We start from the raw sequence: 26,397 nt of genomic DNA, 5'->3' as shown, positions 1-26,397 counted from the left end.
GCTAAACAAACGATTTGGAACAAGGCAATGCGCGCAAATCTGACAAGGCAAATGTGGATGTTATTGCGACACGAGCCCTTAGGGTTGGCGCACGGGCACTGCCCGCTGAATGCGGTCTTGCAGCAGCGCCCAAACCGGTGTGAGGTTTTCTGGCAGCGCGGGCAGGTCACCCAGGTCAACACGGCTCTCCTGGGGGCTGTGAAAGTCGCTGCCGCGTGAGGCGGCCAGAGCAAACTCCAGTGCAATGTCGGCATAAGCTGCGGCCTCGGCGGTTGAGTGGCTGCCGGTGACCACTTCAACGCCGGCGCCGCCTAAACCCTTGAATTCGGTGAACAGGGCAAATTCTTCGTTGGCGCTGAACTTGTAGCGCGCCGGGTGCGCCACCACCGCCATGCCGCCTGCCTGGGTGATCCAGGTGACGGCTTCCTTTAGGGTCGCCCAGCGGTGCTGCACGTAGCCGGGCTTGCCTTCGGTGAGGAATTTGCGAAACACCTCTTGCGTGTCTTTGCAAACACCGGTTGCCACCAGAAAACGGGCAAAGTGGGTGCGCGAAATCAGGTCGGGGTTGCCTGCGTATTTTTTAGCCCCCTCAAACGTGTCTTTGATACCGACACGCGCCAAGTCCTCGGCCATGTCGCGGGCGCGCTGGGCACGCCCGCTGCGGGTTTGTGTCAGACCGAGGCACAGCGCCACGTTGCTGGCATCAAAACCGAGGCCGACGATGTGCACCGTCTGGTGCAAAAAACTCACCGAAACCTCAACACCCGTCAGGTAGTCCAGCCCAACTGCGGCGGCAGCTGCGGCGGCACGGGCCTGTCCGCCAATGTCGTCATGGTCGGTCAGCGCCCACAGGTTGACGCCTTTGACTTTGGCGCGTTGAGCGAGTTCTTCAGGGGTAAGTGTGCCGTCGGAAATCACCGAGTGGCAGTGCAGGTCGGCGTTAATCATGACATTCATCAACTAATTTTAGGCCCCGGGCAATGACCTTGTGCCGTGTGCCTTGGCGCTGCGCAATCCAATGAATACGTTTGACCGGGCGCGCTGGTCGCGCTGATGGCACCCCGCTGTTTGCCAAGTATCTGCTTCTGACGCGATTTTGAGTTACAGGTCGAAGCCAGCAAGCATTGAAATCACTTGAATAAGTTGAACTTGCACCGGAAAATATTTAACTTGAATTCACCGAACTCTCCACTGGAATTCAGCCAGTAAACTGCCGCACATTGCACTAATTGAGACTTGCGTTTGATGATCAACATCCCGGGCTTGAGGTGGTGCCAGAGTTGGAGGTGCTGCTCGGCCCACAACCCGCAGTTTCGGAATTGGGCCTTATCGAAACACAAATACGTTTGCGCTCCTTGTTGGTTGGTATGGTTCGCCAAATTGCCGCTGCTGAGCATCCGCTTGTTCTGTTTCTTGATGACCTGCAATGGGCAGACCAGCCATCGCTTGAATTCATCGGCGCACTTCTTGAAGAGAGCGACCTCAACGGGCTGATGCTGATCGGCGCTTACCGAGACAACGAAGTAGATGCAGCCCACCCCTTGATGAGGCTGTTGAGGCCGTTACGCCAGCCAACTGCACCGGGAACAGGAGAGCCGCCCACCGTTCTTCACTTGGACAATCTGACAGTCGTTGATCTGACCGATCTGCTTTCCGACATGCTCCACACACCTTCGGGTGCAGTTCAGCCGCTCGCTGCCGCGCTCTACGCCAAGACCGAGGGCAATATATTTTTTGCGGTTGAGTATCTCAATGCGCTTATCGGCAAGGAGCCCTACAGCCCGATGCCGAAAGCGGATTGTGGCGCTGGGACACGGCGGCTATCTTGGCCCGGCCGGTGAGCGCCAATGTCCTGGATTTCCTCTCTGAGCATCTTGCGGACTTACCTTTAGCCACTGCCGAAGCATTGGTTGCCTTCTCCTGTCTGGGTAACGAATGCACTTTGGGCCCGTTGTCACTCGCCACTGCGACCCGTCCGCAGGAACTCTCTGCGCAGTTGAGCCCTGCCATGGAGCGGGGAGTAATCGTAACGCCGACAGTCCTCGCATTTCATCAGGGCGAGGCCGGTGTCCAGATCCGGTTCTCTCACGACCGAATGCAGCAGGCGGTTTAGCAACTGCGAGATCATGACTGGCGCAGTCAGATGCATCTGGCTATGGCTCGACGGTTTGCCCGGTCAATGGATGACCCCGTCAGCCATTTCAATCAGTCGCAATTCAGCGCAGCCGAGCACTACGCGATTGCGGTGTCCTTGCTTGTCGACGCTGCCGAACGGGCGCTTGCATGTCAGCTGTTCCTTAAAGCGGCAGTACAAGCGCGTCAATCTGGCTCGTTCACCACCGCAGAGCGGTATCTGAGACTGGGGGTCAATCTGTTGCCGCAAGGCGGTTGGCAAAACGATGAAGCACACCAAGGTGATAGCAGCGCAAGCACGATAGCTTTCGCACTCCATGCTGAACTGCACCTCGTTCTCTATAGCCTGTCGCGCCACGTTGAAGCCGATGCACTCTATGCGGAACTGACAACGTACGTCACATCGCCGATGCAGCTTGTCGACTCTGCCTGTGTGCAGATTGTCAGCCTGTCCAATCGGACCCTTTATGGCGAAGCCGTGGCTTTGTGCAACACTTTGCTCGGACACTGGCATATAGGCGCGCCAACAGACGACGTTGTTGCGGTGGTTCAGCTGGAGCTTGACCGGTTTTATGCCCTGGTGGCTGCTGGTGCGCTGGAGCAACTCGGTCAAGGGTCGGATTTGTCGGATGACAGACTGCTGGCCGTGGCCAGGCTCCTGAACCGCACCGCGGCCGCGGCTCTGTTTTTTAACCCGTTGATCGGCTTCTGGTTTTTCATTCGCTCGGCTTGTTTGGCGCTGGAACATGGCTATTGCCCGAAAGGCATTGCGTCGCTGAGTGCCGTTGTCATGTGCACGATAACGCTGCGCGGCGACTACGTCACAGGCTGCCGCGCCAGTCTGATCGCCGTAGAACTCGCGAAAAAACGTCAGCAAGGTCTACAGGCAGCGCGAACCTACGACGCATTTTCGGTCGTCGGTAGCCACTGGGTTCGCCCCCTGGAAGAGGTCATAACCACCGCACGAATGGCGCTTGATGGACTGGTTCGGGCAGGCGATTTTGAATATGCCTGCTTTACCTACTACCAGACATTTACCGCCCAGTTGGATACGGGTGCAGGTTTTGCAGAGCTCAACAACACCATCGAAGCGGCCTTGTGCTTTGCCCTGAAGACCGGGAATCGCCATTGCGCCAAGTCCTTGGTCAGCATGCGGCAACTGCTGCGTGCGCTGCAAGGCCAGACCCATAGCCCGGGACGTTTCGACGACGCAGAATTCAAAGAGACGCAGCACCTGATAGCCGCCAAGGATATTCCCGTGGCGCTCTGTTACTTCCACATTTACAGGGCGCTGTCGGCTTGCCTTTTCAACAAAGATGAGGCCCTGCGCCAACATGTCGAAAAGGCAGTGACCCTTGCGCCCTACATCACCGGGTTTTACCCGACCGCCCTGGCAAACCTGCTGCACTCATTGGCTTTGATCCAGCACATCAGGGCTACGACGCCCGCAGACTCGGAGCGAACCGGCCTTCTTGAGCGGTTGGCGGCCAACCAGACATGGCTTTCTGCCCGCGCGTCAGATGCCCCGATGAATTTTGGACACCTCTACGACCTTGTAGAGGCAGAACGGCTTGACGCCATTGAACAACCGTGGAGCGCACTTCAGTTGTTCGAGCAGGCGATGCTGAAGGCGCAGGGAAACCAGCGTCCCTGGCATCATGCGCTGATCACCGAACGGGCCAGCCAATTCTGTATGCGCCGTAGGCTGGAGCATGTCGGTCGGCAACTGTTGACGCGGGCGCATAGCCTCTACCAAGCGTGGGGCGCAGTTGGCAAGACACAGGCAATGAAGACCGAACTACCCTTTGTTGGCACTGCCCAGCGGGGGCGCTGGCTTAGCAACCATGGTGATCCTTCTGATCAAAATTCCCTTCTGCGAGCTTTCCAGATGCTCGCATCTGAAACATCACTTCCTCGGCTTGTGATGCGGATTGTTGAACTTGTGGGGCAAATGACCGGAGCGACAGATGTACGGTTCAGTTTGCTGGACGACGAGAAGCGCTGGATCCTGGAGGGCGGTTTGCGAGGTCGCGAGCAAATGGAGCGTATGACGCAGCATGAGGCCGAGGAAAAGCGCCTGGTGTCAAGCAGCGTGCAGCGATTGGCACTGAAGACGCTTCAGCCTATCGTCTCAGATGATGCGGTGGTAGATCGCCGTTTTGATGAAACATTCATTAAAGAGTGGCAGCGAACCAAACGCTTAGGCCAGCCGCTTGCCCTGGTATTCATAGACGTTGATCTGTTCAAAAAATACAACGATCACTACGGGCATCAGGCAGGCGATATGTGTCTGAAGCGGGTGGCGCACACTATTTGTACTTCGGTGCAGCGGGCAGAGGATCTTGTTGCCCGTTATGGTGGCGAGGAGTTTGTGGTTCTTCTGCCGGGACTTGGAAGCAGACGATGCTTTGTATCAGGCAAAAAAGCAGGGCAGAAATCGGTTCGTCATGGCTAGCACGGGCGCTGTCTAACCCAATAGGCCTTAGACCAACTCCGCCGCCTCCACCAAAAACCGCACCTTGCGTTCACCGCGCCAGCTGTCGGCGTCCAGCCGGAAGGCCAGTTTGACCCGCGCGGGCAGGGGCTCGGTGCGGCCAAACCAGATGCCGTCGACCGGCTCGCCGCGGTGTTTGAGCTTCAGGGATAAGTGTTTTTCGCCCACCAGCCGCTGCGACACCACCTCCACCTCTTCGCTGAAAGTCGGTGCGGCAAAGCCTTGGCCCCAGACCTCGTGGTGCAGCGCATCCACCAAGTCCACCCGGCGGTATTCGGGCTTGAGCGGGCCGTCGGTGTCCAGGCGGCGCTGTAGGGTGGCGGCAGACAGCCACTCCTGCGCGACCTGGGCCAGGCCCTGCTCGAAGGTTTCAAAATGCGCCTCGGCAATGGTGCAGCCGGCCGCCATGGCATGGCCGCCAAAGCGCAGCAACACGCCGGGGTGGCGCTTGGCCACCAGGTCCAGCGCGTCGCGCAGGTGAAAACCTGGGATGGAACGGCCCGAGCCTTTGAGCTCATGGCTGTGGCCCGTGGCCCCGCTGGGTGCAAACACAAAAGCTGGCCGGTGAAGTTTGTCCTTGATGCGCGAGGCCACGATGCCAACCACGCCTTCGTGAAAGTCCGGGTCAAACACACAAATGGCGGCGGGTGCCTCGGCGGCATCTTCAAACAGCGACTCGGCCACCAGCAGCGCTTGCTCGCGCATGTTGCCCTCAATCTCGCGGCGTTCGCGGTTGATGTTGTCCAGGGTTTTGGCCAGTTCGAGGGCGCGGTTCGGGTCGTCGGTCAGCAGGCATTCGATGCCGAGTGTCATGTCACTCAATCGCCCGGCAGCGTTGATGCGCGGGCCCAGAGCAAAGCCAAAGTCAAAGGTGGTAGCAGCAGCAGCGTCGCGTGAGGATGCTACAAATAACGCAGCTAGTCCCGCAGGCATGGCAAGGGCTCGGACCCGTTTTAAGCCTTGAGCCACCAGGCGGCGGTTGTTCGCATCCAGGCGCACCACGTCGGCCACCGTGCCCAGCGCCACCAGCGGTAGCAGGGTATCCAGGCGCGGGCCGGTCTGGTTGGCCGCCACGCCTGCCACTGCGTGTGCTGCGCTGCTCCCTATGGGTGTGCTCGCGCCTTCGGGTAGCCCTGCGGCGCTCTGTGTTTCAAACACCCCACGCTGGCGCAGCTCGGCGCGCAGCGCCAGCAGCACATAAAACATCACACCCACGCCGGCGATGGACTTGCTCTCGAAACTGCAGCCGGGCTGGTTTGGGTTGACGATCACATCGGCGTCAGGCAGGGCAATCTGGCCGTTAACACTGGCGCACAGGTGGTGGTCGGTCACCAGCACTTGCAGGCCCAGCGCACGCGCTGCGGCCACACCGTCAAAGCTGGCGATGCCGTTGTCCACGGTGATCAGCACGTCGGCGCCGCTGGCTTTGACGCGCGCGGAAATCGGGGCGGTCAGGCCGTAGCCGTCTTGCACGCGGTCGGGAACGATGTAGTCGACGTGTTTGGCGCCCAGCAGGCGCAGGCCGCGCACGGCAGTAGCGCAGGCGGTGGCGCCGTCGCAGTCGTAGTCAGCCACGATGCAGAGTTTTTTATCGGCAGCAATCGCGTCAGCCAGCAGGCGTGCGGCCTCAGCTGTGCCTTTCATGGCGGTGGGTGGCAGCAGATGCGCCAGCGCGGCATCCAGCTCAGAGGGGTCCAACACGCCACGCGCCGCATACAACTGCGCCAGCAACGGGTGAATGCCGGCTTTTTCCAGCGCCCAAACGCTGCGCGGCGGGGCGTCTCTAACAATAATTTTCATAGCTACTCAAGCAAGGGGGATAAGGGCTAGAGGCCTAAAAGTCTCAAAAAGCCGTGGCGGCGGCTTGACGTGCCTGGTGTGACTGAAATCGCAGCGTCAGACGTCCAGGACATCAGCAAACAGTTGTGCTGCGCTGACCTGCAAGGCCACGCTGGCGAGTTCAACGGTTTCGCCCTGGCCAAACGGGTGCAGCACCCACAGGCCGTCCGCACCTTTGCGATGCACATCGGTGATGCGGCTGCCGAGATCAATCACCGCATACTCTTCCAGGCTGGGCAGGCTGCGGTAATGGCTGAACTTCAAGCCCCGGTCATAGGCGGCGGTGCTGGGTGAGAGCACTTCAATGATCAGCTTGGGCTCGGTTTTCACCAGCGGGCTGGCTTGGTCAATTGCGCTGCAGGTCACCAGCACGTCGGGGTAAAAATAGCTGTTGGAGGCGGCCACCTGCAGCAGCATGTCGCTCATGTAGGTGCGGCAGGGGCTGCCACTGAGGTGCTGGCGCAGGGCCAGAGCGATGTTGCCAGATGTCGTGTTGTGCCGATCTTCAGTGGCGGGTATGGCAAACACTTCGCCATCCAGGTATTCATGGCGATCCAGTTGCATGGCTTGCCAAGGCAGGTAGTCATCGGCGGTAAAAATGGATTTTTCTGCAGCGAGTCCCATGGCGATGTCCTCTGGATTCGTTAAGCCTTGATTATCAATGGCTGGTGTTAGCACGGCTTTGTCTTCGACGCAAGTGCACCAAGTCTGAGCTGTAAATTGCTATAAGGTTCATAGCTTCTCAAGCAACATAGATAAGGGCTGAGAGCCAAAAAGACCCTTGAACTTCTGCCAGACCGGCTGCGGCTCGGCGGTCCAGGTCTGGCTACTGCGCTCGCCACACAGGGTGAGTTGCACGGTTTGCCCGGCGGCAGCGGTTTGCAGCCGTTGCTGGATGTCGCCCGCGTCCAGTGCTTGCCAGGCTTGCGCCCAGCCTTGCCAGTCGTCGGTCAGCGCCAGCGGCTTCAAGGTGTCGAGCACCACCGGCTGTGCATTGGCAGGCGCTGGCTGGTAGGCCGCAGGCAACGTGCCGCTGCCGTGTAACCAGAATGAGTTCACGGGTGTCAGGTTCATCGCTTCGCGTGCGTCATTCACCGGGTGGGTGTAGAGCAGCATTTGCATCTCGTTTTGCAGGCGGCGCAGCGGTGCGGCTTGCGCGCTGGTGGTCATCCAGGCGGCCAGGTTGCGGCCCACTACCCGGTCAGGCGAGGCGGTGGCCAGCCCAGCGAACACCTCACCATGCGCGAGCCAGCGGCCCGGTTCATCAAAGTAAAGCGTGATGCCATCCTCTTCAAAGTAGGGCCGCATGGCTTTAAGAAGCGCCGCAGATTGCGCGTCCGACAGCGCGGGCAGCGGCAGCTGGCTCATGGCCACATGGCCGGTGTTGACCTGCCAATGGCACAGGGTGATGAAGGCCCAGGCGCTGTTGGCACTATCCGTCTGGCCGGATTGATGGGCGCGCAGCGCCGCCCAGGGGATGCAGCCGTCTGGCGCGCTCAGGCTCAGGGCAGCGGCCAGCGCGCGTTCATGCGGTGGCGACAGGCTGAACTCGTCACCGCTGTCTAAGGGGCCGGGCGTCAGTCTGGACAGCAGTTTCTGCAGATTGGGCAGCTTCAGGTGGGTCAGCGCTGCAGCAAATCCTTGAGAAGAGGGGGCTGCATAAGGGATGATCAGGTGCATGGCGGGCATTGTCCGGGATAATCGCCGTCTAACCTGTCGGCACCCTGCCGCAACCCCCACCACCCGATGCCTATCCCTTTTGAACTCACCCTTGGCTGGCGCTACACCCGCGCTGGCCGCGCAACCCGGCGCAACGGGTTCATCTCTTTCATCTCTGGCGTCTCCATGCTCGGCATTGCGCTGGGTGTGGCCGCGCTGATCATTGTGCTCAGCGTGATGAACGGTTTTCAGAAGGAAGTGCGCGACCGCATGCTGGGCGTGGTGTCACACATCGAAATTTTTGCGCCCAACGGCGAAGCCTTGCCCGATGTGGCGCGCACCCTGGCCCAAGTGCGGGCCAACCCTGAAGTCATAGGTGCTGCACCTTTCATAGCTACCCAGGCTTTGCTGGCAAGGGGTGAGGACATGAAGGGCACCATGATCCGGGGCATTGACCCAGCGCTGGAGCCCGAGGTCACCGACCTGGCAGTGGCGCTGAAAGGCTCTGCTCTGGCGCGCCTGGTGCCCGGTGAATTTGGCTTGGTGCTGGGCGGCGAGCTGGCCCGCAGTCTGGGTGTCAGCCAGGGCGACAAGGTCACGCTGGTAGCCCCCAGCGGCCAGGTCACGCCTGCCGGTGTGGTGCCGCGCCTGAAGCAGATGACGGTGGTGGGTACCTTTGATTCGGGCCACTATGAATACGATTCGACGCTGGCCTTGATGCACATCGAAGACGCGCAGCGCATCTTTCGCCTGGAAGGCCCCAGCGGTGTGCGGGTGCGCCTGAAAGACCTGCATCAGGCGCGCACGGTGGCCGCCGAGCTGGCCGGCAGCCTGACCGATCATGTGTTGATTCGCGACTGGACACGCCAAAACCGCACCTGGTTTGCCGCGGTGCAGCTTGAAAAACGCATGATGTTCATCATCCTCACCCTCATCGTGGCGGTGGCGGCCTTTAATTTGGTCAGCACGCTGGTGATGACGGTGACCGACAAGCGTGCCGACATTGCCATTCTGCGCACGCTGGGCGCCAGCCCGGCCAGCATCATGGGGATTTTTGTGGTGCAGGGTGCAATGGTCGGAGTCATTGGCACCCTGGCTGGCCTGGCACTGGGGCTGGCCGTGGCTTTCAATATTGACGTGATCGTGCCGGCCATTGAGCAGCTGCTGCACACCACCTTTTTGCCGCGTGATGTTTACTTGATCAGCAGCATGCCCAGTGAGCCGCAGCAGGCAGACATCTTGCCGATTGCCATCATCTCTTTGGTGCTGGCGTTCCTGGCCACGCTGTACCCCAGTTGGCGCGCCAGCCGCGTGAACCCCGCCGAGGCGTTGCGTTATGAGTGAAATGGTCACCACGCTCGGTACTGGCGTGTCCGGCCTGCCCGGCGGCGAAACTGGTGCACCCGGCAAGTTGGTACTGCGTGCACGTGGCCTGACCAAGCGGTTCACCGAGGGGCGGCTGGATGTGACCGTGTTGCAGGGCGTGGACCTGGATGTGTATGCGGGTGAAACGCTGGCGATTGTGGGGGCCTCTGGCTCAGGCAAAAGCACTTTGCTGCACCTGCTGGGTGGCCTGGATGCGCCCACCAGCGGCACAGTGGCGCTGCTGGGGCAAGACCTGGCGCGCAGCAGTGCGGCAGAGCAGGGCCGTTTGCGCAACCAGCATCTGGGCTTTGTTTACCAGTTCCATCACCTGCTGGCCGAATTCAGCGCGCAGGACAATGTCGCCATGCCCTTATGGATCAGGCGCTCTGAGCCCGCACAGGCGGCGCAAATTGCTTCGAAAATATTGGCTACCGTGGGCTTAAGCGAGCGGCTGCACCACCGACCCAGCGAGCTGTCCGGCGGCGAGCGCCAGCGCGTGGCGATTGCCCGCGCACTGGTGACCCAGCCCGCCTGTGTGCTGGCCGACGAGCCCACCGGCAACCTGGACCGCAGTACCGCGCATGGGGTGTTTGATTTGATGCTGGAACTGGCTCGTACCCAGGGCACGGCGTTTGTGCTGGTCACGCACGACACAGCGCTGGCCGCGCGTTGTGGCCGCCAACTCACCCTGGTGCAGGGGCGCCTAGCACAGGCCAGCAGCATCGCGGCGTAGCAACACACAAAATTTTTAAAGTTGGAGTAGCACCGATGAGCATCGAATGGTTAGAGAGTTACAAGATTGGCAACGCCGAGATTGACGCATCGCAAAAAGAGCTTTTTGAGCTGACAAACCAGATTGCTGACTGTGAAGACTGGATGGCCTTGCGCCCCATGATTGTGAGCCTGTTCAAGCAGCTGGAACAGCAGTTTGAGCTGGAAGAGGCGCTGATGACCAAGGTGGCTTTTCCCGGCGCGCAGGCGCATACCGAAGACCATCTGCACCTGCTCACCCGCCTGCGCGACCGCAGCATGGACGTGGGCAAGGGCCACATGAACAAAAAAGCCATCGTCGGGGTGATGACCGACTGGGCGCACCGCCACGTTGCCAACCTGGACGCGGAACTGGCCCAGTACCTTGCTGTGTGGGCCTGACACCCGCCAGAGGCACCATGCGCTGGATAGATACCCATTGCCACCTGGACGCCCCGGAGTTCGGCACCACCATCCAGGCACAACGGGCGCTGGCGGCTAGCAATGGTGTCGTTCACTGTGTAATACCCGCGATTGCTGTTGACAACTTTGCGGCAGTTCGCGCCATGGCGCACCAGAGCGGCGACAGTTATTGTCTGGGCATCACGCCCATGAACGTGCCCTATGCCAGCGTTGATGCGCTGAGCTGCTTGACCGCCGCCGTAAAGCAATACCATGCTGATCCACGCCTGGTGGCCATTGGTGAAATTGGGCTTGATTATTTTGTGCCAGAGCTGTGCAAAAGCCCCTGGCGCGAGCGCCAGCACGATTTTTTCTACGCGCAGCTGAAATTGGCCCGCGCCTATGACTTGCCCGTGGTGGTGCATTCACGCCGTTCGGTGGACCAGATTTTGAAAGCACTGCGCCAGGTCGCTGGCCCCGGCGGGCAATGGCACGGCGTCGTGCACGCTTTCAACGGCAGTTTTCAGCAAGCGTTGGCGTTCATCCAATTGGGGTTCAAGCTGGGTTTTGGCGGCGCGCTGACCTATGAGCGCGCCCGGCATCTGCGCAGCCTGGCCACCGGCCTGCCGCTGGAGGCCATCGTGCTGGAGACCGATTCGCCCGATATGCCGCCGCGCTGGCTCTACAAATCTGCCGAACAACGTGCCACAGGCGAGCCCCAAGGCATCAACTCACCGGCCGAAGTGCCGCGCATTGGCGCTGAGCTGGCCCAGCTGCGCGGCATCAGCCTGCAGGCGCTGGCTGATGCCACCACCCGCAACGCTTTGCAGGCGTTTGCGCGCCTTCGTGCCTTGGTGGCCGACACCACCGCATCAGAGGCTATGCAAGAAGAAAAGGACACGCCATGACCACCCCCCCTGCAGCTGACCTTATCGAGCCACAAGCCGTAGCGCATATCCTGGCGCACTGCCGCACCGTGGCGGTGGTCGGCTTGTCGCCTAAAGCGCACCGCGAAAGCTACGAGGTGGCGCACTACATGCAGGCGCATGGCTGGCGCATCGTGCCGGTCAACCCGGTGGCGGCAGCCAGTGGCCAACCGATTCTGGGCGAAAAGGTCTATGCCACCCTGACAGATGCCGCGCAGCATGAAGCGCTGGACCTGGTCAATGTGTTTCGCAACAGCGACGCCGTGCCGCCGGTGGTGGACGAAGCTATTGCCCTGGGTCTCAAGGCCATTTGGCTGCAACTCAGCATCAGCCATGACGAAGCGCTGGCGCGTGCCCACGCCGCCGGCATGGTGGCGGTGCAAAACCGTTGCCTCAAAATTGACCACGCACGTCAGGTCGCGCAGTGAGTTCAGCGCGAGACAACGCGGGTCAGCCTTTGGCGAGGCCACACCCTTCTGCCCAGCAGACGCGCCATGCCACCCCCGACAAAGACGCCATTGCTCTGCTGCCAGTTTTTGAGCGGCTCGGGCCGGACCGCATCACCTTGGTGTGCACCGGTGCTGCCGCGCGCGAAGCCGCTGCCGCGCTGGCCGATGCACCGGCCTGGGGTTTTGATACCGAATCCAAGCCCACCTTTCGCGTCGGTGAGCAGTCTGACGGGCCGCACATTCTGCAGTTGTCCACTTGCAAGCGCGCCTGGGTGTTCCAGTTGCACGAGCCCGATTGCCGCGCTGTGGCGGCAGAGCTGTTGGCTGCGGGTGGCATTGCCAAGGCCGGCTTTGGCCTGGGGGATGACCGCAAACGCATCATCCACAAGCTGGGCGTAGAGCCTGCGGGTGTGCTGGAGCTCAACAGCGTCTTTCGCGAGCGCGGTTACCGCAAGGACATGGGTGTGAAGGGCGCGGTGGCGGTGCTGTTTAACCAGCGCTTCATCAAGTCAAAAAAAGCCGCCACCAGCAACTGGGCCAATCCGCGCCTGACCGAAGCGCAGCTTGTCTACGCCGCCAATGACGCCTACGCTGCTATCCGCGTGTATCAGGCGCTGGGTCTGGCCGCGTCTTAAGCCTCGTCATCTTGCCTGCGGTGATGGCCACAGCGTTAGATGGCGCGCACCAGCCACGCCAGCGGCACGGCGATTCAAAGAGCGAGTTTATGCGCCGCCGCAGGCTGGGCCCAGACCAGCAGCAGGTTGTTGGCAGGCATGGTGTGGCGCTGCGCCAGACACAGCCCCGCCAGCTGCGCCTGCGCCTGAACGTCTTCGCGCCAGCGTACCCCCCAAGCCGGGTTGTGCGCGCGCAAGCTGGCGTCAAAGCCCAGGTTGCTTGGGGCGGTGGGCACCTCTTGCTCCAGATAGGGGCCGTAGGTGACCAGCACCCCGCCGGGTGCCAGGTGGCGGGCGCTGCCCCGCATCAGCCCGGTGCATGCTGTCCACGGCGCTATGTGCAGCATGTTGGCGCAAAAAATCAGATCAAAGTTGGGCGGTGCATCGGTGCCAGGGGCTTGTGCCAGCCAGCGCTCAGCGCACACGTCGAGCTGCTGCGGTGCCAGCACATTGGACGCGCCTGCCTGCTGCGCGTAGTGGTTGATGCTGGCAAAAGCATTTGAGTGCGTGTCGGTGGGTTGCCAGGTCCAGCCGGGCAGGTGGCTGGCAAAACTGGCCGCGTGCTGCCCGGTGCCTGAAGCAATCTCAAGTGCGGTGCCTTGCGCTGGTAGCAACTGCAGCAGCCGGGTCAGGATGGGCTGCTTGTTTTGCTCGGCAGACGGACTGAAATCGGGGGTGAACATGGGCGCTGGGTCAGCCTAATGGCGCGGAGGGTGGCGCCGTCAGTGGGTGACAAAGGTGTAGCGCACCTCTTCGCTCTCAACCATGTCTAGCACGGTGTGGAGCTCGCCTTCGTCGTCGGTGCTGGCCCAGATGCCCTCTGGGTCGTCGGTGAACAGGGGTTCGACACTCAGGTCCAAAAACTGGCCTTGCGGCAGCGCCAGCACCTGGGTTCCCTCAGAGGTTTCGGCCAGCGTCCAGTCGTCGGGCACCGACATTTCTAGGCTAATGGTGACGTTGAGTTTTTTCATGGGGTGTCCAGTATGTCAGTTGGTAAAGGCAGCCATCATAAATTGCCATGCGCACCACTGGGGGGTTGCGTCAGCGACTGAATGGTCAGGTCACTGCCCAGGGCAATTAAAGGCGTTTGTCAATTCAAAAAAGATGGTGCTGCCACAGTGCCGTGGCCAAGCGCCATGATGCTTGTACGACGGCGACCTTCATGTCACAGGGCCTGGGCCGCACCGAAGTGGCGCTGGGTGATATGGTGGGCTTTCTGGACCGCGCCCAGCAGCAGCGCATCGGCAAAATCATCCGCCCCAACGACAAAACCGTCACCCTGCAATGCGGCCCCCGCCAGTGGCGCGTGGCCTACAGTTATTTGCACCGGGTGGTGGATGTCGATGGACTGGTGCATGAGGTGGGGGCGTTGGGGCAAGGCTGAGGTTTGTATGCAAAATTTGCCTCTAGCCCTTTAGGAATAAGCGCTATAAGCTATTGAAAGAGAAGCAAATCGCAGCGGTATACCGTGCTGCCACGACCTTCTGCTGCAACGACCACGCATGGTTTGTCGTTGGTTTTGGGCAGGTGCGGCGCCAGGCGGCCTCAATCCGTCAACTGCGCAGCTTCCTTGGCGCGCATTTTTGCGCCAATGTATTCACCGTGGGTTACGTGCAGCAGGCCGGCCACCTTGCTGATGAGGTGGTTTTCATTGGCGTCCAGCGTGCCGTCTGCGTAGGCTACCTGCCACATGTATTCCACCACCTGAATTTTTTCGGGCTGCGTGAACTCGTCGTTCATGGCACTGGTGAAATGGAAGTAGTCGTTGGCGCGTTTTGCCGTTTGCTCGGCTTGCGCCATCAACTGCGTCAGCGCATCGTCGTTCAGCGCAAAGCGCAGGCGCAGGGTTGCCAGTGTCTGATCGCGCTCGACCGGGCTGACGTTGGCATCCGAGCGCATCACCTCCACCATCAAGACGGCAGTCGCGAGTTGCAGGCGTTGTGCCCGGCTGGGGCCAGAGGGCTGGTCGGGCATGAAGAAACTGGTCAAAAGAGTTTTGAAGGGGCTGAACATGGTGAAAGTGAGCAAGGTTGACAAAGGACTTGTAGGAGCAAGATGCCGCCAAAAAGTTTAATCGGTTGACGCGACGGGCTGAATTTGCTCTGAAAAGTGCAACATCAGCCGGGCGAACTTGTTGGTGCGCACCGCCTCACGCCTGCCACACGCCAAAGCCTGCTGAGCGCAGGTCGATGCCGATCTCGATTTCCTTGTCCACCGCATCCTCGTAGCGCAGGGGGTTAAAGGCCTCATACAGGTCGGGCAGCAGGCGCAGGCCGAAGTGCTGCACATAGCGGTTGGCCTGAATACCCGCCTTGTGCTTGTCAAAGCGCGCATCAGGGTCCAGCCCGGTCATGCCCACATAAACGCAAGGCTTGCCTTGGATGTAGTTCGGGTTGCTTTTGCGAAAGCGTGGCTCAAAGAGCACATCTGGTGAGAGTTCAACCACGTAAACGTGGTGGTGCTTGCGGCGCAGCATGGTGTGGGCAGAGTGGTTGCCGAAGTTATCAAACAAATACGCTTGCAGCCCCCGTGGTATGTGCGCAAGCAGCTACTAACTACGTAGCATTTCAGTGTAACTTGCCAACAGACACGCACTCACCTCTGCTGCATCTGGCTGCGCAAAAACCAGGTTGTGCTGGTTTGTCAGCGGGCCGCCACCGGGCTCGACGGCACCGTTTGGGTCGTAGCCGACGGCCTTGAACTTCCACACCGCGCCCACCCGTTTGAGGTTGCCCGCGTGTGCGCCGTCCGCCAAGTGCACGCTGTGCACATTGGCGTTGACGGGCTTCAGGGTGAGCGCGCTTGGCACTTAATTGACTTTCGACGCAGCTTAAATTGCCGGTTTTACAGCGTGGGGTAGTCGGTGTAGCCCTTGGCACCTGGGGTGTAGAAGGTGCTGGCGTCGGGGCTATTGAGCGCAGCACCGGCCTTGATGCGTGCGGGCAGGTCGGGGTTGGCGAGGAAGGGGGTGCCAAAGGCTACCGCGTCCAATGCGCAGTCCTTGATGGCTTGCTCGGCTTCTTCGGGCGTGTAGCCCATGTTGCCGATCAGCACGCCGGTGTATTTTTCACGGGCAACGGGTATCACATCTGCCTTTTGCACGCCAAAAAAGTCAGCACGCATCAGGTGCAGGTAGGCCAGATTGAAGGCGTTGAGCCTGTCCGCCAGGAAGCGGGTCAGCGCGATCGGGTCGCTGTCGATCATGCTGTTGTAGCTGTTCAGTGGCGACAGGCGCACGCCGACGCGGTCAGCGCCAATGGCGGCGGTCACGGCGGTCAGCACTTCAAACAGCAAGCGGGCGCGCTTTTCCATCGAACCGCCGTAGCCGTCAGTGCGCTGGTTCACGCCGTCGCGCAAGAACTGGTCGATCAGGTAGCCGTTGGCACCGTGCACTTCCACGCCGTCAAAGCCGGCCTCGATGGCGTTTTTGGCACCCTGGACAAAGGCGGCCACGATGGTGGGAATTTCAGCCTCAGTCAGCACATGGGCGGGCGCATTGGGCACCTTGCCGTTTGGGGTGTGGACATCGCCTTCAATCGGCACCGCGGTGGACGACACGCTGGCCTGACCAGCATTCATGTCAGGGTGCGCAGCGCGCCCGCCGTGCCAGATTTGCAGGAAGATGCGCCCACCCTTGGCGTGCACGGCAGAGGTGGTTTTCTTCCAGCCTTCAATCTGCTCTGCTGAATAAATGCCAGGCTCGGCGACAAAGGCCGACGTGTTGGGCAGCACCATGGTGCACTCAGTAATCAAGAGGCCACCGGTGGCGCGCTGGGCGTAGTACTCGGCCATCAGGTCGTTGGGCAGGTGTTCCATGCCAGCTCGGGTGCGGGTGAGCGGTGCGAGCAGGATCCGGTTGGCAAGCGTGAGGCGGCCAACTTGTAGGGGATTAAAAAGCATGGGTAAGTGTCCGGTGGGTAGAAAAGAGCGAACCATAGCACCTCAGCGGATTCACGTGGCATGCCCGGTAAATGCTTTTTGCGCTAGACACTTGCGTGAAAAATATATAAGAAATTGACCTCTAGCCCTTATAGAATAAGCGCAAGTTGCTACAAAATACGCAGCAAATTTGATGCCCAAGGCGTGCATGGTGGGTGTTAAGTGTGCAAACGAACAGACCTCTTTTAGGGCGCACCTTATGCTTATCAGACGTTTGCAAACAAGTCTTTGTTTGTGACGCCCTGCCATGGCGTTGAGCCGTGGTAATCACGTAACGCAAAGGACCTTTAATGAAAAAATCATTTCGTAACACGGCCAGCCTGTTGGCTGTGGCAGCATCTTTCGCCCTGGCGGGTGTGGCACAAGCCCAAAGCACCACGACAAACACCAACGCCCGCGCGAACACCGGCTTTTCGTACGGCGCGGGCGGCAGCTACTTTGACCTGAATGCCGGTCAATCCGACTTTTCCGTGGGCAACGGCCTTCTTCCCTTCACCTCGGATGACGGCGACACCTCCTACAGCGCCCACATTGGCAGCTATTTCAATGACAACCTGGGCATGGAAATTGGCTACACCGACTTTGGCAGCATCGACCGCGCTGGCGGCAGGACCAAGGCCCGTGGCATCAACCTGAGCTTGGTGGGTAAATTCCCGTTGTCGCCTCAATTCAACTTGTTGGGCAAGATTGGCACCACCTACAGTGATACCGACACCACTGCTAACCCGCTCTCAGGAATCGCAACCGGTTCGGACAACGGGTTTGATCTGTCCTACGGTATTGGCGCGGAATACGCCTTCACCCCGAAGTGGTCTGCGGTGGTGCAAGTTGAATCACACAAGCTGCGGTTTGCCGGCGGCAACAAAGACCGCGTGAGTCTGGCCACCTTGGGTGTGCGTTACAGCTATTGATGGGTAAATCGGGTCAGTCCAAGCTGGCCCGATTTCTCACCTTTACTGATGGGCTACACCCGCATCTAATCGCTGGTGTGGCCCTCATCATTTTTTAGCTAAATTGGCCTCTAGCCCTTAAGTAATAAGCGCTAGTAGCTACAAAATACGCAGCAATTTCAAGGTACCAAGCTAATACGAAGGCCCTGGCTCGCTCAGGAAAACCAGCTCTTCGGCGCTGGAGGTGCGGCCCAGCATGGCGTTGCGGTGCGGGTAGCGGCCAAAGCGGTCGATCATCTCTTTGTGGTGCAGCTCAAAACGCAAGTTGTCTTCCAGGCCTGCTTGAGAAAACAGCGCAACTGCTTGTGTATGTATCAGCGCGGACTCGCTGTGCATATAGGGCAGGTAGACAAAAGGACGCTGCGCCAGCGGCAGACTGCGATCTTGCCCGCTGGCCACCAGCTCTTGCGCCAGCGCCAGCGCCATCGCGTCCTGCGCAAAGGCACGCGGCGTGTCGCGGTACACATTGCGCGAGAACTGGTCTAACACCACGATCTCTGCCAGCCGCCCCGCGGGCGTGGCGCGCCAGGCAGACAACTCGCAGCGTGCTGCAGCCTCCAGCGTGGTACAGAAGCGCGTGCGGATGGTGTCGTCCAGCGCGGCGTCTTTGACGAAGTGCTGCTTGGGGGTTAGGTCGTTGAACCAGAAGTGGAGGATGTTGGTGGGTTGCATGGTGTTGAGGATAACGCGCTGTAACATCCCGTCAAACACAAATTTCACACACCATGGCAGCCAACACCAACCCAAAACTCGCCGTCTTGATCGACGCCGACAACGCACAGGCGGCAGTCATCCAAGAGCTGTTGGCCGAGGTTTCGCGCTACGGCACGGCCACCATCAAGCGCGCCTATGGCGACTGGACCACAACCAACCTCAGGGGTTGGAAAGACGTGTTGCACAAAATGGCGATTCAGCCCATCCAGCAGTTCAGCTACACCACCGGCAAAAACGCCACCGACTCCGCGCTCATCATTGACGCCATGGACGTGCTGCACGACAACGCGGTCGACGGCTTTTGCCTAGTCAGCAGCGACAGCGATTTCACCCGCCTGGCCACCCGCATCCGCGAGGCAGGGCTGTTGGTGTATGGCTTTGGCGAGCGCAAAACACCCGAGCCTTTTGTGGCGGCATGTGACAAGTTCATCTACACGGAAATTTTGCGTACCAAGCCGCAAGAGCCTAAAGCAGAAGCGATGCCCGCCTCAACGAACGCGAAGCCAGTCGTGGAGACTGCTGAGCTGCCAGCACTGCGACCTATGATCGAAACGGCAGTGGATGCAGTGGCACGGGATGATGGTTGGGCACCATTGGGGCCGGTTGGTAGCCAAATGAACAAAAATAACCCGTCGTTTGACCCGCGTAACTACGGCTTTGCCCAACTGGGCAAGCTGATGCGTAAGCAGGACTACTTGGAAATTAAGGAAGTTCCTATCGGTGACGGCTCAACCAACGTGCATTTGCATGTGCGCTGCAAGGCAACTTCGGCCAAAGCGGGATAGCACAGCCGTCAACTTGTTGCGCGGGCGCTGTGGGTTGTTTTCGGCTTGATGGTCGGCACCACAACACCAAAGGCATCGGCCAGGCGTTGAGCTTGTTTGGCAGACTGTTCTAAAGCTTTTTGCAGGGCCTTGGGGGAGGGCGTTAGCCTATTGGGCTTGGTTTTTGCAGTTTGTGCCATGTTGCGGTTTCCGTCACAGTGAGTTTGTCATTGAGCTTTGCGGCGACTGTGCGCGCATGGGGTAGCGCGGAATTATCAAACAGGGTCCATTCATCGGCCAGCGGCATGTAAAGGTTAAAGAAGTTGTTCAGACTTCGGGCAAATCGCCGCCGAACGACATCCGTAGGCACATCATGACCGCCAAGTGACACCCGCAGCTTGACACGTCGAATGGCCAATTGGGCATTGGCCAATGAAAAGTAGTAGATGACGATCGCATAGCCCTGTTGCTTCAGCTTGGTGATAAACGCAGCAAATGTCCGGCTCGAAAGCGTTGATTCAAAAGCGAAATCAGCTTTGGCCTCCCCCAACTGATGTAAACGATTGAGCATGATGCGCCCAGCCTCAAATGCCACCGCATCTGTATTACGGCCTGACAGGCCGCGCGCAATGTAATCGGCGTTGACGAAGGTCTTGATGCCCAGCGCTGCAAGAATGGCATCTGCATATGTGGATTTGCCTGCGCCATTGGGGCCGGCAAAGATCACGACGCGAGGTGCTGGTTTTGATGCGTTGGGCATGGCTGCTGATCACACCAACTGAAAATCCTGCGGCCACAAAAAGTACGGGCCAAAGCGTGACTTGGCAACAAACTCCACGCCAGCTTGTTCCCCTTTTGGCGTGATGCTGTGTTTGTCGGCATCGGCCACCAGATAACCCAACTCAGTGGCGCGCTCCAAAAACTGTGCCGTCTTGAAACCCAGCCGTTGCCCCATTTTGGAGGTTGTCAGCTTGTCCGAGGTCGCGGGGGCTGTGGCGGTCGCGGTTGCTGTTGCGCTGGTGTGTTCCGTTCCCTTGTCATCATCTTTGTTGGCGGGGGCCGTCTCGCTGGTCACGCGCTCCAGAGAAATGCGCACCTCATCACTGATGCGGATGATGCGCTGCGCCTCTTCATAAGCGTCCTTGTACAACTGGCCGTCTTCGCTGCGCTGAATCAGGATGCCCATCTCGTTATTGTTGACCTGGCTGAACTCATACAGGTTCAGGCTGGTCACGATGCACATCTCTTCGTTCATGTAGCACTTGGCGTGCAGGTTCTTGCAAAAACTGGTGCGGATGTAGGTCAGGCCGCGCAACCATTCAATTTCTTGCGGCTGCAATTCACTCTTGCCGTAGACGATGCGCACGTCAATCTTCAGGCGGTTCTTGTCCGCCAGAAGCTCTTTCATGCGGTCATTGAGTTTGAGGAATGGGCTGATCAAGATCAAGCGGTCTGAGGCGCCTTTGATCAATTCCTCAAGGTGGTAGTTGGTGCCGGTGGTGGTTAGAAACTTGGCCATTCATTTTTCTCCCTATTTCTAATGACGTTTTTGGATTTTCGCTTCGGCTTTGCCGCGGTGACAGGCAGCAGGCTGGTGTAGCGCTGGTACAGCTCAAACAGATAAGCCACGCGCTCGGCGTCGCTCTTCCAGGTCTTTTTGCCGCCGCTTGAGGCGTAGGCCGCGTCCACGGCGGCGTCGAGTTTTTGGTGGGCTTTGAGCAAGACCGACGGCATGGTGAGCGGGTCGTACAGATCGGCCAGCGAGGCGGGATGCTCGCCGGTCTGGAACTGGGCGCGGGCATCGAGCACGGCTTGTGCTGCTGTTTCGATAGCTGCCTGCGCTTTATGGACGGGGGCTGGAGGCTGATTTTGCTCTGAAGTTTTTGGGAGATCGGGCCAGGGGAAGTTGTTGTAGACGATTTGGGCAGAGTACTGATAGTCGCTCTTCATTCGTCCTGCGGTCGCTCTCATCCAGGCCATATGCATAGCAGACTGCAGAACACCCAACTCCAGCAAACCTGCTTGCGGTACCACCAATACGGATGGGTTGATGATGACTTCGGGCCCGAAAAAACCCAGCGGCACGTAGTCGCGGTTTTCCGAGCTGACCTTGGGGATGAGTAAATAGGGTGTTGAAGGCTGGCGGTTTTCACCAAACTCAGATGGCGTTTTTGCGAGTTCGCGGGTGGGTGCCTTGACGCTTTTCAAGCGTTCAGCCTTGACAGCTTCAACGCGCTTTAAGACCTCTGGCATCGCGCGGAGTTGGCCGGGCGGAATGTCTTTAAGCCACAAACAAAAGCGCTTGGTACCGTTAAGAAATTCTTCGCCACCGATGTACTCGCGGATATACGGCTTTGCCTGTGGCTCCTTCTTGAGGAATCCGTCTAGCTCGGCCTCTTCCAAGATGAAATGGCCAAAATCAACTGCTTTGCTGCCAAAGACGATTTCCGGCGCCGGACAGATTGGGGTGGCTCGTTTGCAAACGACCACTGATGGCGTGTCGGTCAGATAGGGCGAGATGTTGCCAACTGTCACTGCATGTGGCTTGCCTCGAACGTCGTCGTACTCGTAAATCATCTTGCCGGGCCGGTCTTCCAAGCCAAAACCGATGATCACGCAGTGCACGGCGGCTTTGCCGGAAGCCTCGTTGCTCCAGCTGAAGGTGCGGTGGGCAAAGTGGATGTGCATGTGCTGCGCCAGCATCCAGCCCCACAACACGCCCACCTGTTCGCCCTGCGTGATGCTGTTGGTTGAAACAAAGGCGCAGCGCGTGATGGGGATGTGGTCCGGCAAATAGGGGTCAGAGCCCAAATTCGTGGTGGCGACTGTGGTTTTGCCTGCGTTTGTGCCCGAAATTGGAATCTGACCCCCATTTGCCTGCGCCTCATCCGTCCAGTGAGGCGTGGGCGGGGCGGATGTTGGGGGCGATTTCAAAAAGCGAAGCGTATGAGCCCCCGGCATCTGCCGCGCTCGCGCCGGAGCGTCGCCACGAACATATTGCGTTGCCTTTACATACCAGGCAGAAACGAAGTCCAAAACCCCAGCCCCATGGACGGCGGTCATGACCGGGGCAAAGTCTGCCTTTTGCGCTACCGACTGTTCTTTCTTTCCGATAAACGGCGGATTCCCCAGCACATAACTGCACCTCTCCACCGGCAACACCTCATTCCAATCCAGCCGCAAAGCATTCCCATGAACCACATGCGGCGTGGTGCGCAGCGGAATGCGGGCAAAGTACAAACCAAACTCCTCGCTCACCCGCAGATTCATCTGGTGGTCCATCAGCCACAGGGCGACCTGTGCAATCTGGGCTGGGAACTCTTCAATCTCAATGCCATAAAACTGATCAACATTGACGCCAATGAGCTGGTGCACGTCCACCGACAACTGACCAGCGGTGTTGCTGGCGCGCAGCACCTCCAGCTCCAGCAGACGCAGCTCGCGGTAGCTGATCACCAGAAAATTCCCGCAGCCGCAGGCCGGGTCAAAAAACGTGAGCGTGCGCAGCTTTTTGTGAAACTCAAACAGCCGGTTTTTGTTGCTCTTGACCTTGCCAAATTCGGCCCACAACTCGTCCAGAAACAGCGGCTTGATCAGCTTGAGGATGTTTTCCTCCGACGTGTAATGCGCGCCCAGGTTGCGCCGCGCCTTGTCGTCCATGATGCTCTGAAACAGGCTGCCGAAAATGGCCGGGCTGATGGCCGACCAGTCGAGCGCGCAGGCGTCCAGCAGCGCCTCGCGCATGGCGGCGCTGAAGTCGGCCATGGGCAGCGGCTCGTCAAACAGCTTGCCGTTCACATACGGGAAGGCAGCCACTTGCTCGTCGAGTGCCTTGCTGCGTTTGTTCTCATGGTTGCCAACGCTGCCCGCGCCGTCGGCGGTGTTCAGTATCTGAAACAGTTGCCCCAGCCGCGAACCCAGGTCGGAGCCGTCGGTGGCGGTGCGCTCCTCAATAAAAGCGCGAAACGCCTGTGCCGGTTGAAAGATGCCGGTGTCGTCGGCAAACAGGCAAAACAGCAGGCGCACCAACAGCACTTCGAGCGGGTGGTCGGTGTAGCCGCTGGCCTTGAGTGCGTCGTGCAGGCGGCCTAGTGCGAAGGCGGCCTTGATGTTGACCGGGTCTTGCGGCTTGATTTCAAGCGCTTTGTATCCCGCCACAAAACCAAAAATCTTGATGTGCTTGTGCAGGTCTTTGAGCGCGAATTCAACCGTTTCGCCGGTTGCCAGGCGGTGCACCCGAAACCGGGCAAAGTCGCACACGATGATGATCTGCGGCAGGTCGCGCTCGGCAATGCCGGGAAAGTAAGACAGCGCCTGTGTCAACGCGGCGTCCAGATTTTTGCCGCGCGACTTTTGCTCCACCAGAAGCATGCCGGGCCAGAACAGGTCAACAAAGCCGTCTACGCGGGCTTTCTCCCCCAGCAGCTTTTTGACGGCGTGCTCAAAGGTGGCCACGCGCTTGTTGGTGATGCCGAAGATTTCGAAGAAGTCGATCCAGAACGGCTTGCCCTGGCTGTCTTCATTGGCCGCGTCAACCCAGGTGCGGCTGAACGCGTGCGCGCGGGATTTGATTTCGTTCCAGGAGATGGGCATGGTGCAATCAACTTTTGTGTGTCTTTGTGGTGCTGGCGGCCATGATGGCCCCATGCTCGGTGAACGCATAGGGCCGCGTTCGCCAACCGCCCCAACTTGAAGTCGCAAATTGCGACTTCAAGTCTGCAAACTCTTCGGATGACAGTTGGAACATGAAATCGGCCGGAAAGCGCTCCGCATTGCGCTTGACTTGCTCGTTGAGCCGCTTGGTGTCCACCTCATAGAGATCCGCCAAGTCGGAGTCCAGCCGCACGCGCTGACCACGAACTTCAAGAATGCGGCTGCCAAGTATTTGCGGCGCTTGGGCTGCTTTGATGACCACTGGCAGGGTGTTGCTTTGTGTTGTCATGGTTTTTCTTCTTCTTTTTCAATCTTTTGTTTTGATTTTGACTGACTATCCGGAGAGTGATTCTAATGAGTTATTTATAACAAATTCGCCTCTAGCCCCCGTAGAATATGCGCAAGCAGCTATAAAAAGCGTAGTAACTATCAGCCTGCCACGGTAACCGACTGCCGCTTCACCTCGTCCAGTGTTTTGCCGTTAGCGGCTTTCCACTCCACCCAACCATTGGCAGAACGCCCCATGACCGCCATGGCGGCCGTGCTGGGGCTTGGGAAAAGATGGTCGCGGGTAAAGACGTACAAACCGTTTTGTACGGTCATCACGCCTTCTTTCACCAATAGTTCGCGCAGACGCTCGTTCGACGTGCCTTGAATGGACGCCACGTTTTCAGCGCGCCCGCGCGACCCTTTGAGCACCACAAAGCCTTCTGTTGTGTATTCGCCAGTGCCGTCTGCACCCGAGCCTTTGCAATAGAACAGCTCTTTCTCACTTGGAACAGTGGTTGCGTTCCTCAGCGGCTCAAAAATGGGTTGGCCCAGCGTGGCCAGCAGGGTGGCTGCGGTTTCATGAATTTCGTGGCAGTCGGCCAGCAAAGGCGCAGGTGTGTAGGGTTGCGAACCGGTGTTGCTGTTTTCCAGGCTGTAGCGCCCGGCTTTGGCGGCCTCAGCAATAGCAAACCATTCCAGAAACAGCGCGTGCGTTTGCGTCATGCTGTTGGTGAGCGAAATCACGACCAGCGCGCGGTTCCAGAAGTCTTTGCCGCGATCGTTGCCGTGGTTGTGCTGCACCAGCCGGTTGCCCACGTTGCCAGACTGCCCGATGTAGGCGCGCGGCAATCCGGCGTCCGACAGTTCGCCCATCAAGAAATACACGCCCACCTGCAACGCCTCTGGCATCTTGAGGAAGTCTGCCAACTGGCTGCGCGGCACTTCGATGACTCGAACAATGCGCGTCGTGATCTCGGCCACACGCATACCGCGCGGGTCGCCAAAGGGGAGGAAGATTTGGATGGTTTGGGGGCGCATGGTCAATGGCTGGGCAAGATGCGATTGCGCCAGTAGCTGGGCTTGCGATGCTGGTGAGCCACCGCGAGGACCAGTATGTCCGCTGCGTCTAGCGTGTAAACCACGCTGTAGGGAAAGCGCTTGAGGCGGCAGCGTCGAATCTCAAGCGTGAGTGGATGCCAGGCCTGTGGGAATTGCTCAATCAGCTTCAAAACTTTTAAGGTCTCCAGCAGAAACGCATCTCCCAAGCCTGGCGCTTGCTCTGCATACCAGCCGATGGCTTCGTCCAATTCAGCCTGGGCTGGCTCCAGCAGGCGAACGCTCATGCGGGCTTATTGGTAACTTGGTATTTGGCAATCACGTCGGACAACGCCAGCGCACGAATTTCGCCACTGCGGTACGCAGCTAGCCGGTCATCGGCCTCTTTGGCCCATAGCGCATTCAGAGACGCATCGGGTTCGTCAAGGCTGTCCAAGATTCGCTCCACCAGCGCCATGCGTTCATCGGGCGGCAACCGCACAGCTTGGGCGCTGAGGGTTTCTGCGGTTGGGTTCATGGTGGGCTCCAAAATGGGACGTGGTGGTCTAAATACAACTATACCGCCAGCAGAACGGACCCTGGCCCTAATCAATCACAGAAATCCACATGAAATAGGCCTCTAGCCCCCGCCGAATATGCGTACGCAGCTACTAAAAAAGGTAGCGCGACCTATCTGCTCAGACGGGCAAGTGGCTTGCGCGCCGCGACAGATCGGGTTGCCCGGCCAATAGGCCCGCCACGGATATATCTTCATCCAGGGCCTCCCAGTGCAGGCCGCCTTTGCTAAGTTCTACCTGCGCGCGCTACTCAGGCGCTGCATCCAGCAGGCGTGGAAACCAGGCAAGTGGTGCGGCAATGGTGCGACCGTCGCAGAGGCTGACCCACAAGGTGTCGTCATCGAATCGAACCGCTTTAGGCGAAGTGTTCGTTCCAGGTCCTCTCAATCAGTTCTTGGTTGGCAACTACTGCGTCACGCAGTTCGCGCAGCGTCCGTGCATCGAATCCGTCACTGTCAGCGAGATACACCGTCGGTGTGAGCGAAAATTTAGCTTCACCCTCGGGGCCTCTTACATGGATATGCATTGCCTCGCGCGGGTTCCCTTCATTGGAGTGGAAGAAAAACCGGAACGATCAGTAGCGGAATACGACAGGCATAGGACCAGTCCAGTAAAACGACTTGAGCCTTGAGTGCGGGCAAGTCGTTCTGGATAGTTTGCCAGACGATCGCCAAATCCACATTGAAATAGCCATGGGCCAAGGCGTTGCGCATTTCGTAGGCAAAACCCCATGGCACGGCGGCGTGTTGCCCGGCAAAGTCGGGATGATTCTTTGTGACGTTGTTGCACGCCTCGCCAATCAC

General features: G+C 59.2%; 32 protein-coding genes and 1 pseudogene. 11 read left to right on the top strand and 22 right to left on the bottom strand.

The genetic code is table 11. The features are described from left to right. Nucleotides 1-78 precede the first annotated feature (78 nt). Nucleotides 79-957 (bottom strand): 3',5'-nucleoside bisphosphate phosphatase, encoded by an 879-nt coding sequence (locus tag BLL52_RS18015; protein ID WP_075587992.1) that lies wholly within the window; start codon nt 955-957, stop codon nt 79-81. A 272-nt stretch (nt 958-1,229) separates the two neighbouring features. Here BLL52_RS18015 and BLL52_RS18010 point away from each other — a divergent pair, with 272 nt between their 5' ends. Then, complete coding sequence (locus BLL52_RS18010) at nt 1,230-1,841, top strand: AAA family ATPase (protein ID WP_075587991.1); 612 nt, start codon at nt 1,230-1,232, stop codon at nt 1,839-1,841. A 338-nt stretch (nt 1,842-2,179) separates the two neighbouring features. Continuing rightward, nucleotides 2,180-4,588 carry a diguanylate cyclase gene (locus BLL52_RS21630; RefSeq protein ID WP_075587989.1) on the top strand — a complete coding sequence of 803 codons (2,409 nt, stop codon included), beginning with the start codon at nt 2,180-2,182 and terminating at the stop codon, nt 4,586-4,588. A 27-nt stretch (nt 4,589-4,615) separates the two neighbouring features. Here BLL52_RS21630 and recJ read toward each other — a convergent pair whose 3' ends face one another. The 3 genes from recJ to BLL52_RS17985 all read right to left on the bottom strand — a co-directional run bounded on the left by recJ (nt 4,616) and on the right by BLL52_RS17985 (nt 8,146). Then, nucleotides 4,616-6,427 carry a single-stranded-DNA-specific exonuclease RecJ gene (gene recJ / locus BLL52_RS17995; protein WP_075587988.1) on the bottom strand — a complete coding sequence of 604 codons (1,812 nt, stop codon included), beginning with the start codon at nt 6,425-6,427 and terminating at the stop codon, nt 4,616-4,618. A gap of 96 nt (nt 6,428-6,523) precedes the next feature. Further along, nucleotides 6,524-7,090 carry a Uma2 family endonuclease gene (locus BLL52_RS17990; protein WP_075587987.1) on the bottom strand — a complete coding sequence of 189 codons (567 nt, stop codon included), beginning with the start codon at nt 7,088-7,090 and terminating at the stop codon, nt 6,524-6,526. A 108-nt stretch (nt 7,091-7,198) separates the two neighbouring features. Further along, entirely contained in the window at nt 7,199-8,146 is a 948-nt protein-coding gene (locus BLL52_RS17985; protein ID WP_241839263.1) for a phosphoglycerate mutase, read from the bottom strand. A 66-nt stretch (nt 8,147-8,212) separates the two neighbouring features. Between BLL52_RS17985 and BLL52_RS17980 the strand changes: the two genes are divergently transcribed. Genes BLL52_RS17980 through BLL52_RS17955 form a run of 6 tightly spaced genes read left to right on the top strand, consistent with a single transcriptional unit; the run spans nt 8,213 to nt 12,652 of the window. Continuing rightward, the gene (locus BLL52_RS17980; protein ID WP_075587985.1) at nt 8,213-9,469 is read left to right on the top strand and encodes a lipoprotein-releasing ABC transporter permease subunit; all 1,257 of its coding nucleotides are present in this window, start codon (nt 8,213-8,215) and stop codon (nt 9,467-9,469) included. Further along, nucleotides 9,462-10,223, top strand: coding sequence for a lipoprotein-releasing ABC transporter ATP-binding protein LolD (gene lolD / locus BLL52_RS17975; protein ID WP_083634044.1), 762 nt, complete (start codon nt 9,462-9,464; stop codon nt 10,221-10,223). The genes BLL52_RS17980 and lolD overlap by 8 nt, the downstream gene beginning before the upstream one ends. 35 nt (nt 10,224-10,258) lie before the next feature. Beyond that, nucleotides 10,259-10,642, top strand: coding sequence for a bacteriohemerythrin (locus BLL52_RS17970; RefSeq protein ID WP_075587984.1), 384 nt, complete (start codon nt 10,259-10,261; stop codon nt 10,640-10,642). A gap of 17 nt (nt 10,643-10,659) precedes the next feature. Beyond that, nucleotides 10,660-11,550, top strand: a complete 891-nt coding sequence (locus BLL52_RS17965; RefSeq protein ID WP_075587983.1) for a TatD family hydrolase — start codon at nt 10,660-10,662, stop codon at nt 11,548-11,550. Further along, nucleotides 11,547-11,996 (top strand): CoA-binding protein, encoded by a 450-nt coding sequence (locus tag BLL52_RS17960; RefSeq protein WP_075587982.1) that lies wholly within the window; start codon nt 11,547-11,549, stop codon nt 11,994-11,996. Before BLL52_RS17965 ends, BLL52_RS17960 begins: the two co-directional genes overlap by 4 nt. Next, a complete protein-coding gene (locus BLL52_RS17955) occupies nt 11,993-12,652 on the top strand; it encodes a 3'-5' exonuclease (protein ID WP_420852636.1) in 660 nt (219 codons plus the stop codon). Before BLL52_RS17960 ends, BLL52_RS17955 begins: the two co-directional genes overlap by 4 nt. A 74-nt stretch (nt 12,653-12,726) precedes the next feature. Here BLL52_RS17955 and BLL52_RS17950 read toward each other — a convergent pair whose 3' ends face one another. Next, nucleotides 12,727-13,374: a DUF938 domain-containing protein gene (locus BLL52_RS17950; protein WP_075587981.1), complete on the bottom strand. Its 648-nt coding sequence runs from the start codon at nt 13,372-13,374 to the stop codon at nt 12,727-12,729. A gap of 39 nt (nt 13,375-13,413) precedes the next feature. Continuing rightward, nucleotides 13,414-13,662, bottom strand: coding sequence for a hypothetical protein (locus tag BLL52_RS17945; protein WP_075587980.1), 249 nt, complete (start codon nt 13,660-13,662; stop codon nt 13,414-13,416). A 191-nt stretch (nt 13,663-13,853) separates the two neighbouring features. Between BLL52_RS17945 and BLL52_RS17940 the strand changes: the two genes are divergently transcribed. After that, entirely contained in the window at nt 13,854-14,075 is a 222-nt protein-coding gene (locus tag BLL52_RS17940; protein WP_175580242.1) for a hypothetical protein, read from the top strand. A 161-nt stretch (nt 14,076-14,236) separates the two neighbouring features. On the opposite strand, the gene BLL52_RS17935 is transcribed toward BLL52_RS17940, so the two are convergent. The 4 genes from BLL52_RS17935 to BLL52_RS17920 all read right to left on the bottom strand — a co-directional run bounded on the left by BLL52_RS17935 (nt 14,237) and on the right by BLL52_RS17920 (nt 16,591). Next, nucleotides 14,237-14,704 carry a tellurite resistance TerB family protein gene (locus BLL52_RS17935; RefSeq protein WP_075588051.1) on the bottom strand — a complete coding sequence of 156 codons (468 nt, stop codon included), beginning with the start codon at nt 14,702-14,704 and terminating at the stop codon, nt 14,237-14,239. A gap of 136 nt (nt 14,705-14,840) precedes the next feature. Next, entirely contained in the window at nt 14,841-15,167 is a 327-nt protein-coding gene (locus BLL52_RS17930) for a hypothetical protein (protein ID WP_075588050.1), read from the bottom strand. A 75-nt stretch (nt 15,168-15,242) separates the two neighbouring features. After that, nucleotides 15,243-15,500: a hypothetical protein gene (locus BLL52_RS17925; RefSeq protein WP_075587979.1), complete on the bottom strand. Its 258-nt coding sequence runs from the start codon at nt 15,498-15,500 to the stop codon at nt 15,243-15,245. Nucleotides 15,501-15,535: 35 nt separating this feature from the next. Next, nucleotides 15,536-16,591, bottom strand: a complete 1,056-nt coding sequence (locus tag BLL52_RS17920; protein ID WP_075587978.1) for an alkene reductase — start codon at nt 16,589-16,591, stop codon at nt 15,536-15,538. A gap of 329 nt (nt 16,592-16,920) precedes the next feature. Between BLL52_RS17920 and BLL52_RS17915 the strand changes: the two genes are divergently transcribed. Further along, nucleotides 16,921-17,541: an outer membrane beta-barrel protein gene (locus BLL52_RS17915; protein WP_075587977.1), complete on the top strand. Its 621-nt coding sequence runs from the start codon at nt 16,921-16,923 to the stop codon at nt 17,539-17,541. 171 nt (nt 17,542-17,712) lie between these two features. Here BLL52_RS17915 and BLL52_RS17910 read toward each other — a convergent pair whose 3' ends face one another. Continuing rightward, complete coding sequence (locus BLL52_RS17910; RefSeq protein WP_075588049.1) at nt 17,713-18,252, bottom strand: DUF924 family protein; 540 nt, start codon at nt 18,250-18,252, stop codon at nt 17,713-17,715. Nucleotides 18,253-18,305: 53 nt separating this feature from the next. On the opposite strand from BLL52_RS17910, the gene BLL52_RS17905 reads away from it, so the two are divergent. Next, the gene (locus tag BLL52_RS17905; RefSeq protein ID WP_075587976.1) at nt 18,306-19,079 is read left to right on the top strand and encodes an NYN domain-containing protein; all 774 of its coding nucleotides are present in this window, start codon (nt 18,306-18,308) and stop codon (nt 19,077-19,079) included. A gap of 8 nt (nt 19,080-19,087) precedes the next feature. On the opposite strand, the gene BLL52_RS20830 is transcribed toward BLL52_RS17905, so the two are convergent. The 11 genes and pseudogenes from BLL52_RS20830 to BLL52_RS21620 form a co-directional block, all read right to left on the bottom strand. After that, complete coding sequence (locus BLL52_RS20830; RefSeq protein ID WP_156876252.1) at nt 19,088-19,258, bottom strand: hypothetical protein; 171 nt, start codon at nt 19,256-19,258, stop codon at nt 19,088-19,090. Then, on the bottom strand, nt 19,222-19,818 hold the full coding sequence (locus BLL52_RS17900; RefSeq protein WP_075587975.1) for an ATPase: 597 nt from the start codon (nt 19,816-19,818) through the stop codon (nt 19,222-19,224). Before BLL52_RS17900 ends, BLL52_RS20830 begins: the two co-directional genes overlap by 37 nt. A 9-nt stretch (nt 19,819-19,827) precedes the next feature. Continuing rightward, nucleotides 19,828-20,577, bottom strand: coding sequence for a phospholipase D family protein (locus BLL52_RS17895; RefSeq protein ID WP_075587974.1), 750 nt, complete (start codon nt 20,575-20,577; stop codon nt 19,828-19,830). Continuing rightward, complete coding sequence (locus BLL52_RS21625; RefSeq protein WP_241839262.1) at nt 20,562-23,651, bottom strand: class I SAM-dependent DNA methyltransferase; 3,090 nt, start codon at nt 23,649-23,651, stop codon at nt 20,562-20,564. Before BLL52_RS21625 ends, BLL52_RS17895 begins: the two co-directional genes overlap by 16 nt. Nucleotides 23,652-23,658: 7 nt before the next feature. Continuing rightward, complete coding sequence (locus tag BLL52_RS17885) at nt 23,659-24,000, bottom strand: ORF6N domain-containing protein (protein WP_075587973.1); 342 nt, start codon at nt 23,998-24,000, stop codon at nt 23,659-23,661. A gap of 140 nt (nt 24,001-24,140) precedes the next feature. Further along, nucleotides 24,141-25,019: a GIY-YIG nuclease family protein gene (locus BLL52_RS17880; protein WP_075587972.1), complete on the bottom strand. Its 879-nt coding sequence runs from the start codon at nt 25,017-25,019 to the stop codon at nt 24,141-24,143. A gap of 2 nt (nt 25,020-25,021) precedes the next feature. Next, nucleotides 25,022-25,324, bottom strand: coding sequence for a type II toxin-antitoxin system RelE/ParE family toxin (locus tag BLL52_RS17875; protein WP_075587971.1), 303 nt, complete (start codon nt 25,322-25,324; stop codon nt 25,022-25,024). Beyond that, entirely contained in the window at nt 25,321-25,554 is a 234-nt protein-coding gene (locus tag BLL52_RS17870; protein ID WP_075587970.1) for an addiction module protein, read from the bottom strand. Before BLL52_RS17870 ends, BLL52_RS17875 begins: the two co-directional genes overlap by 4 nt. Before the next feature lie 160 nt (nt 25,555-25,714). After that, nucleotides 25,715-25,981, bottom strand: a pseudogene (locus tag BLL52_RS17865) (DUF2442 domain-containing protein). After that, nucleotides 25,950-26,120, bottom strand: coding sequence for a DUF4160 domain-containing protein (locus tag BLL52_RS17860; RefSeq protein WP_241839261.1), 171 nt, complete (start codon nt 26,118-26,120; stop codon nt 25,950-25,952). The pseudogene BLL52_RS17865 and the gene BLL52_RS17860 overlap by 32 nt, the downstream one beginning before the upstream one ends. Nucleotides 26,121-26,139: 19 nt before the next feature. After that, nucleotides 26,140-26,397: a HepT-like ribonuclease domain-containing protein gene (locus BLL52_RS21620; protein ID WP_241839259.1), complete on the bottom strand. Its 258-nt coding sequence runs from the start codon at nt 26,395-26,397 to the stop codon at nt 26,140-26,142.

Origin of the sequence: Rhodoferax antarcticus ANT.BR, assembly GCF_001938565.1 — a bacterium.
GTDB lineage: Bacteria > Pseudomonadota > Gammaproteobacteria > Burkholderiales > Burkholderiaceae_C > Rhodoferax > Rhodoferax antarcticus.
Note: the sequence above shows the minus strand (reverse complement) of the source record. Positions and strands in the feature narration are given on the sequence as shown.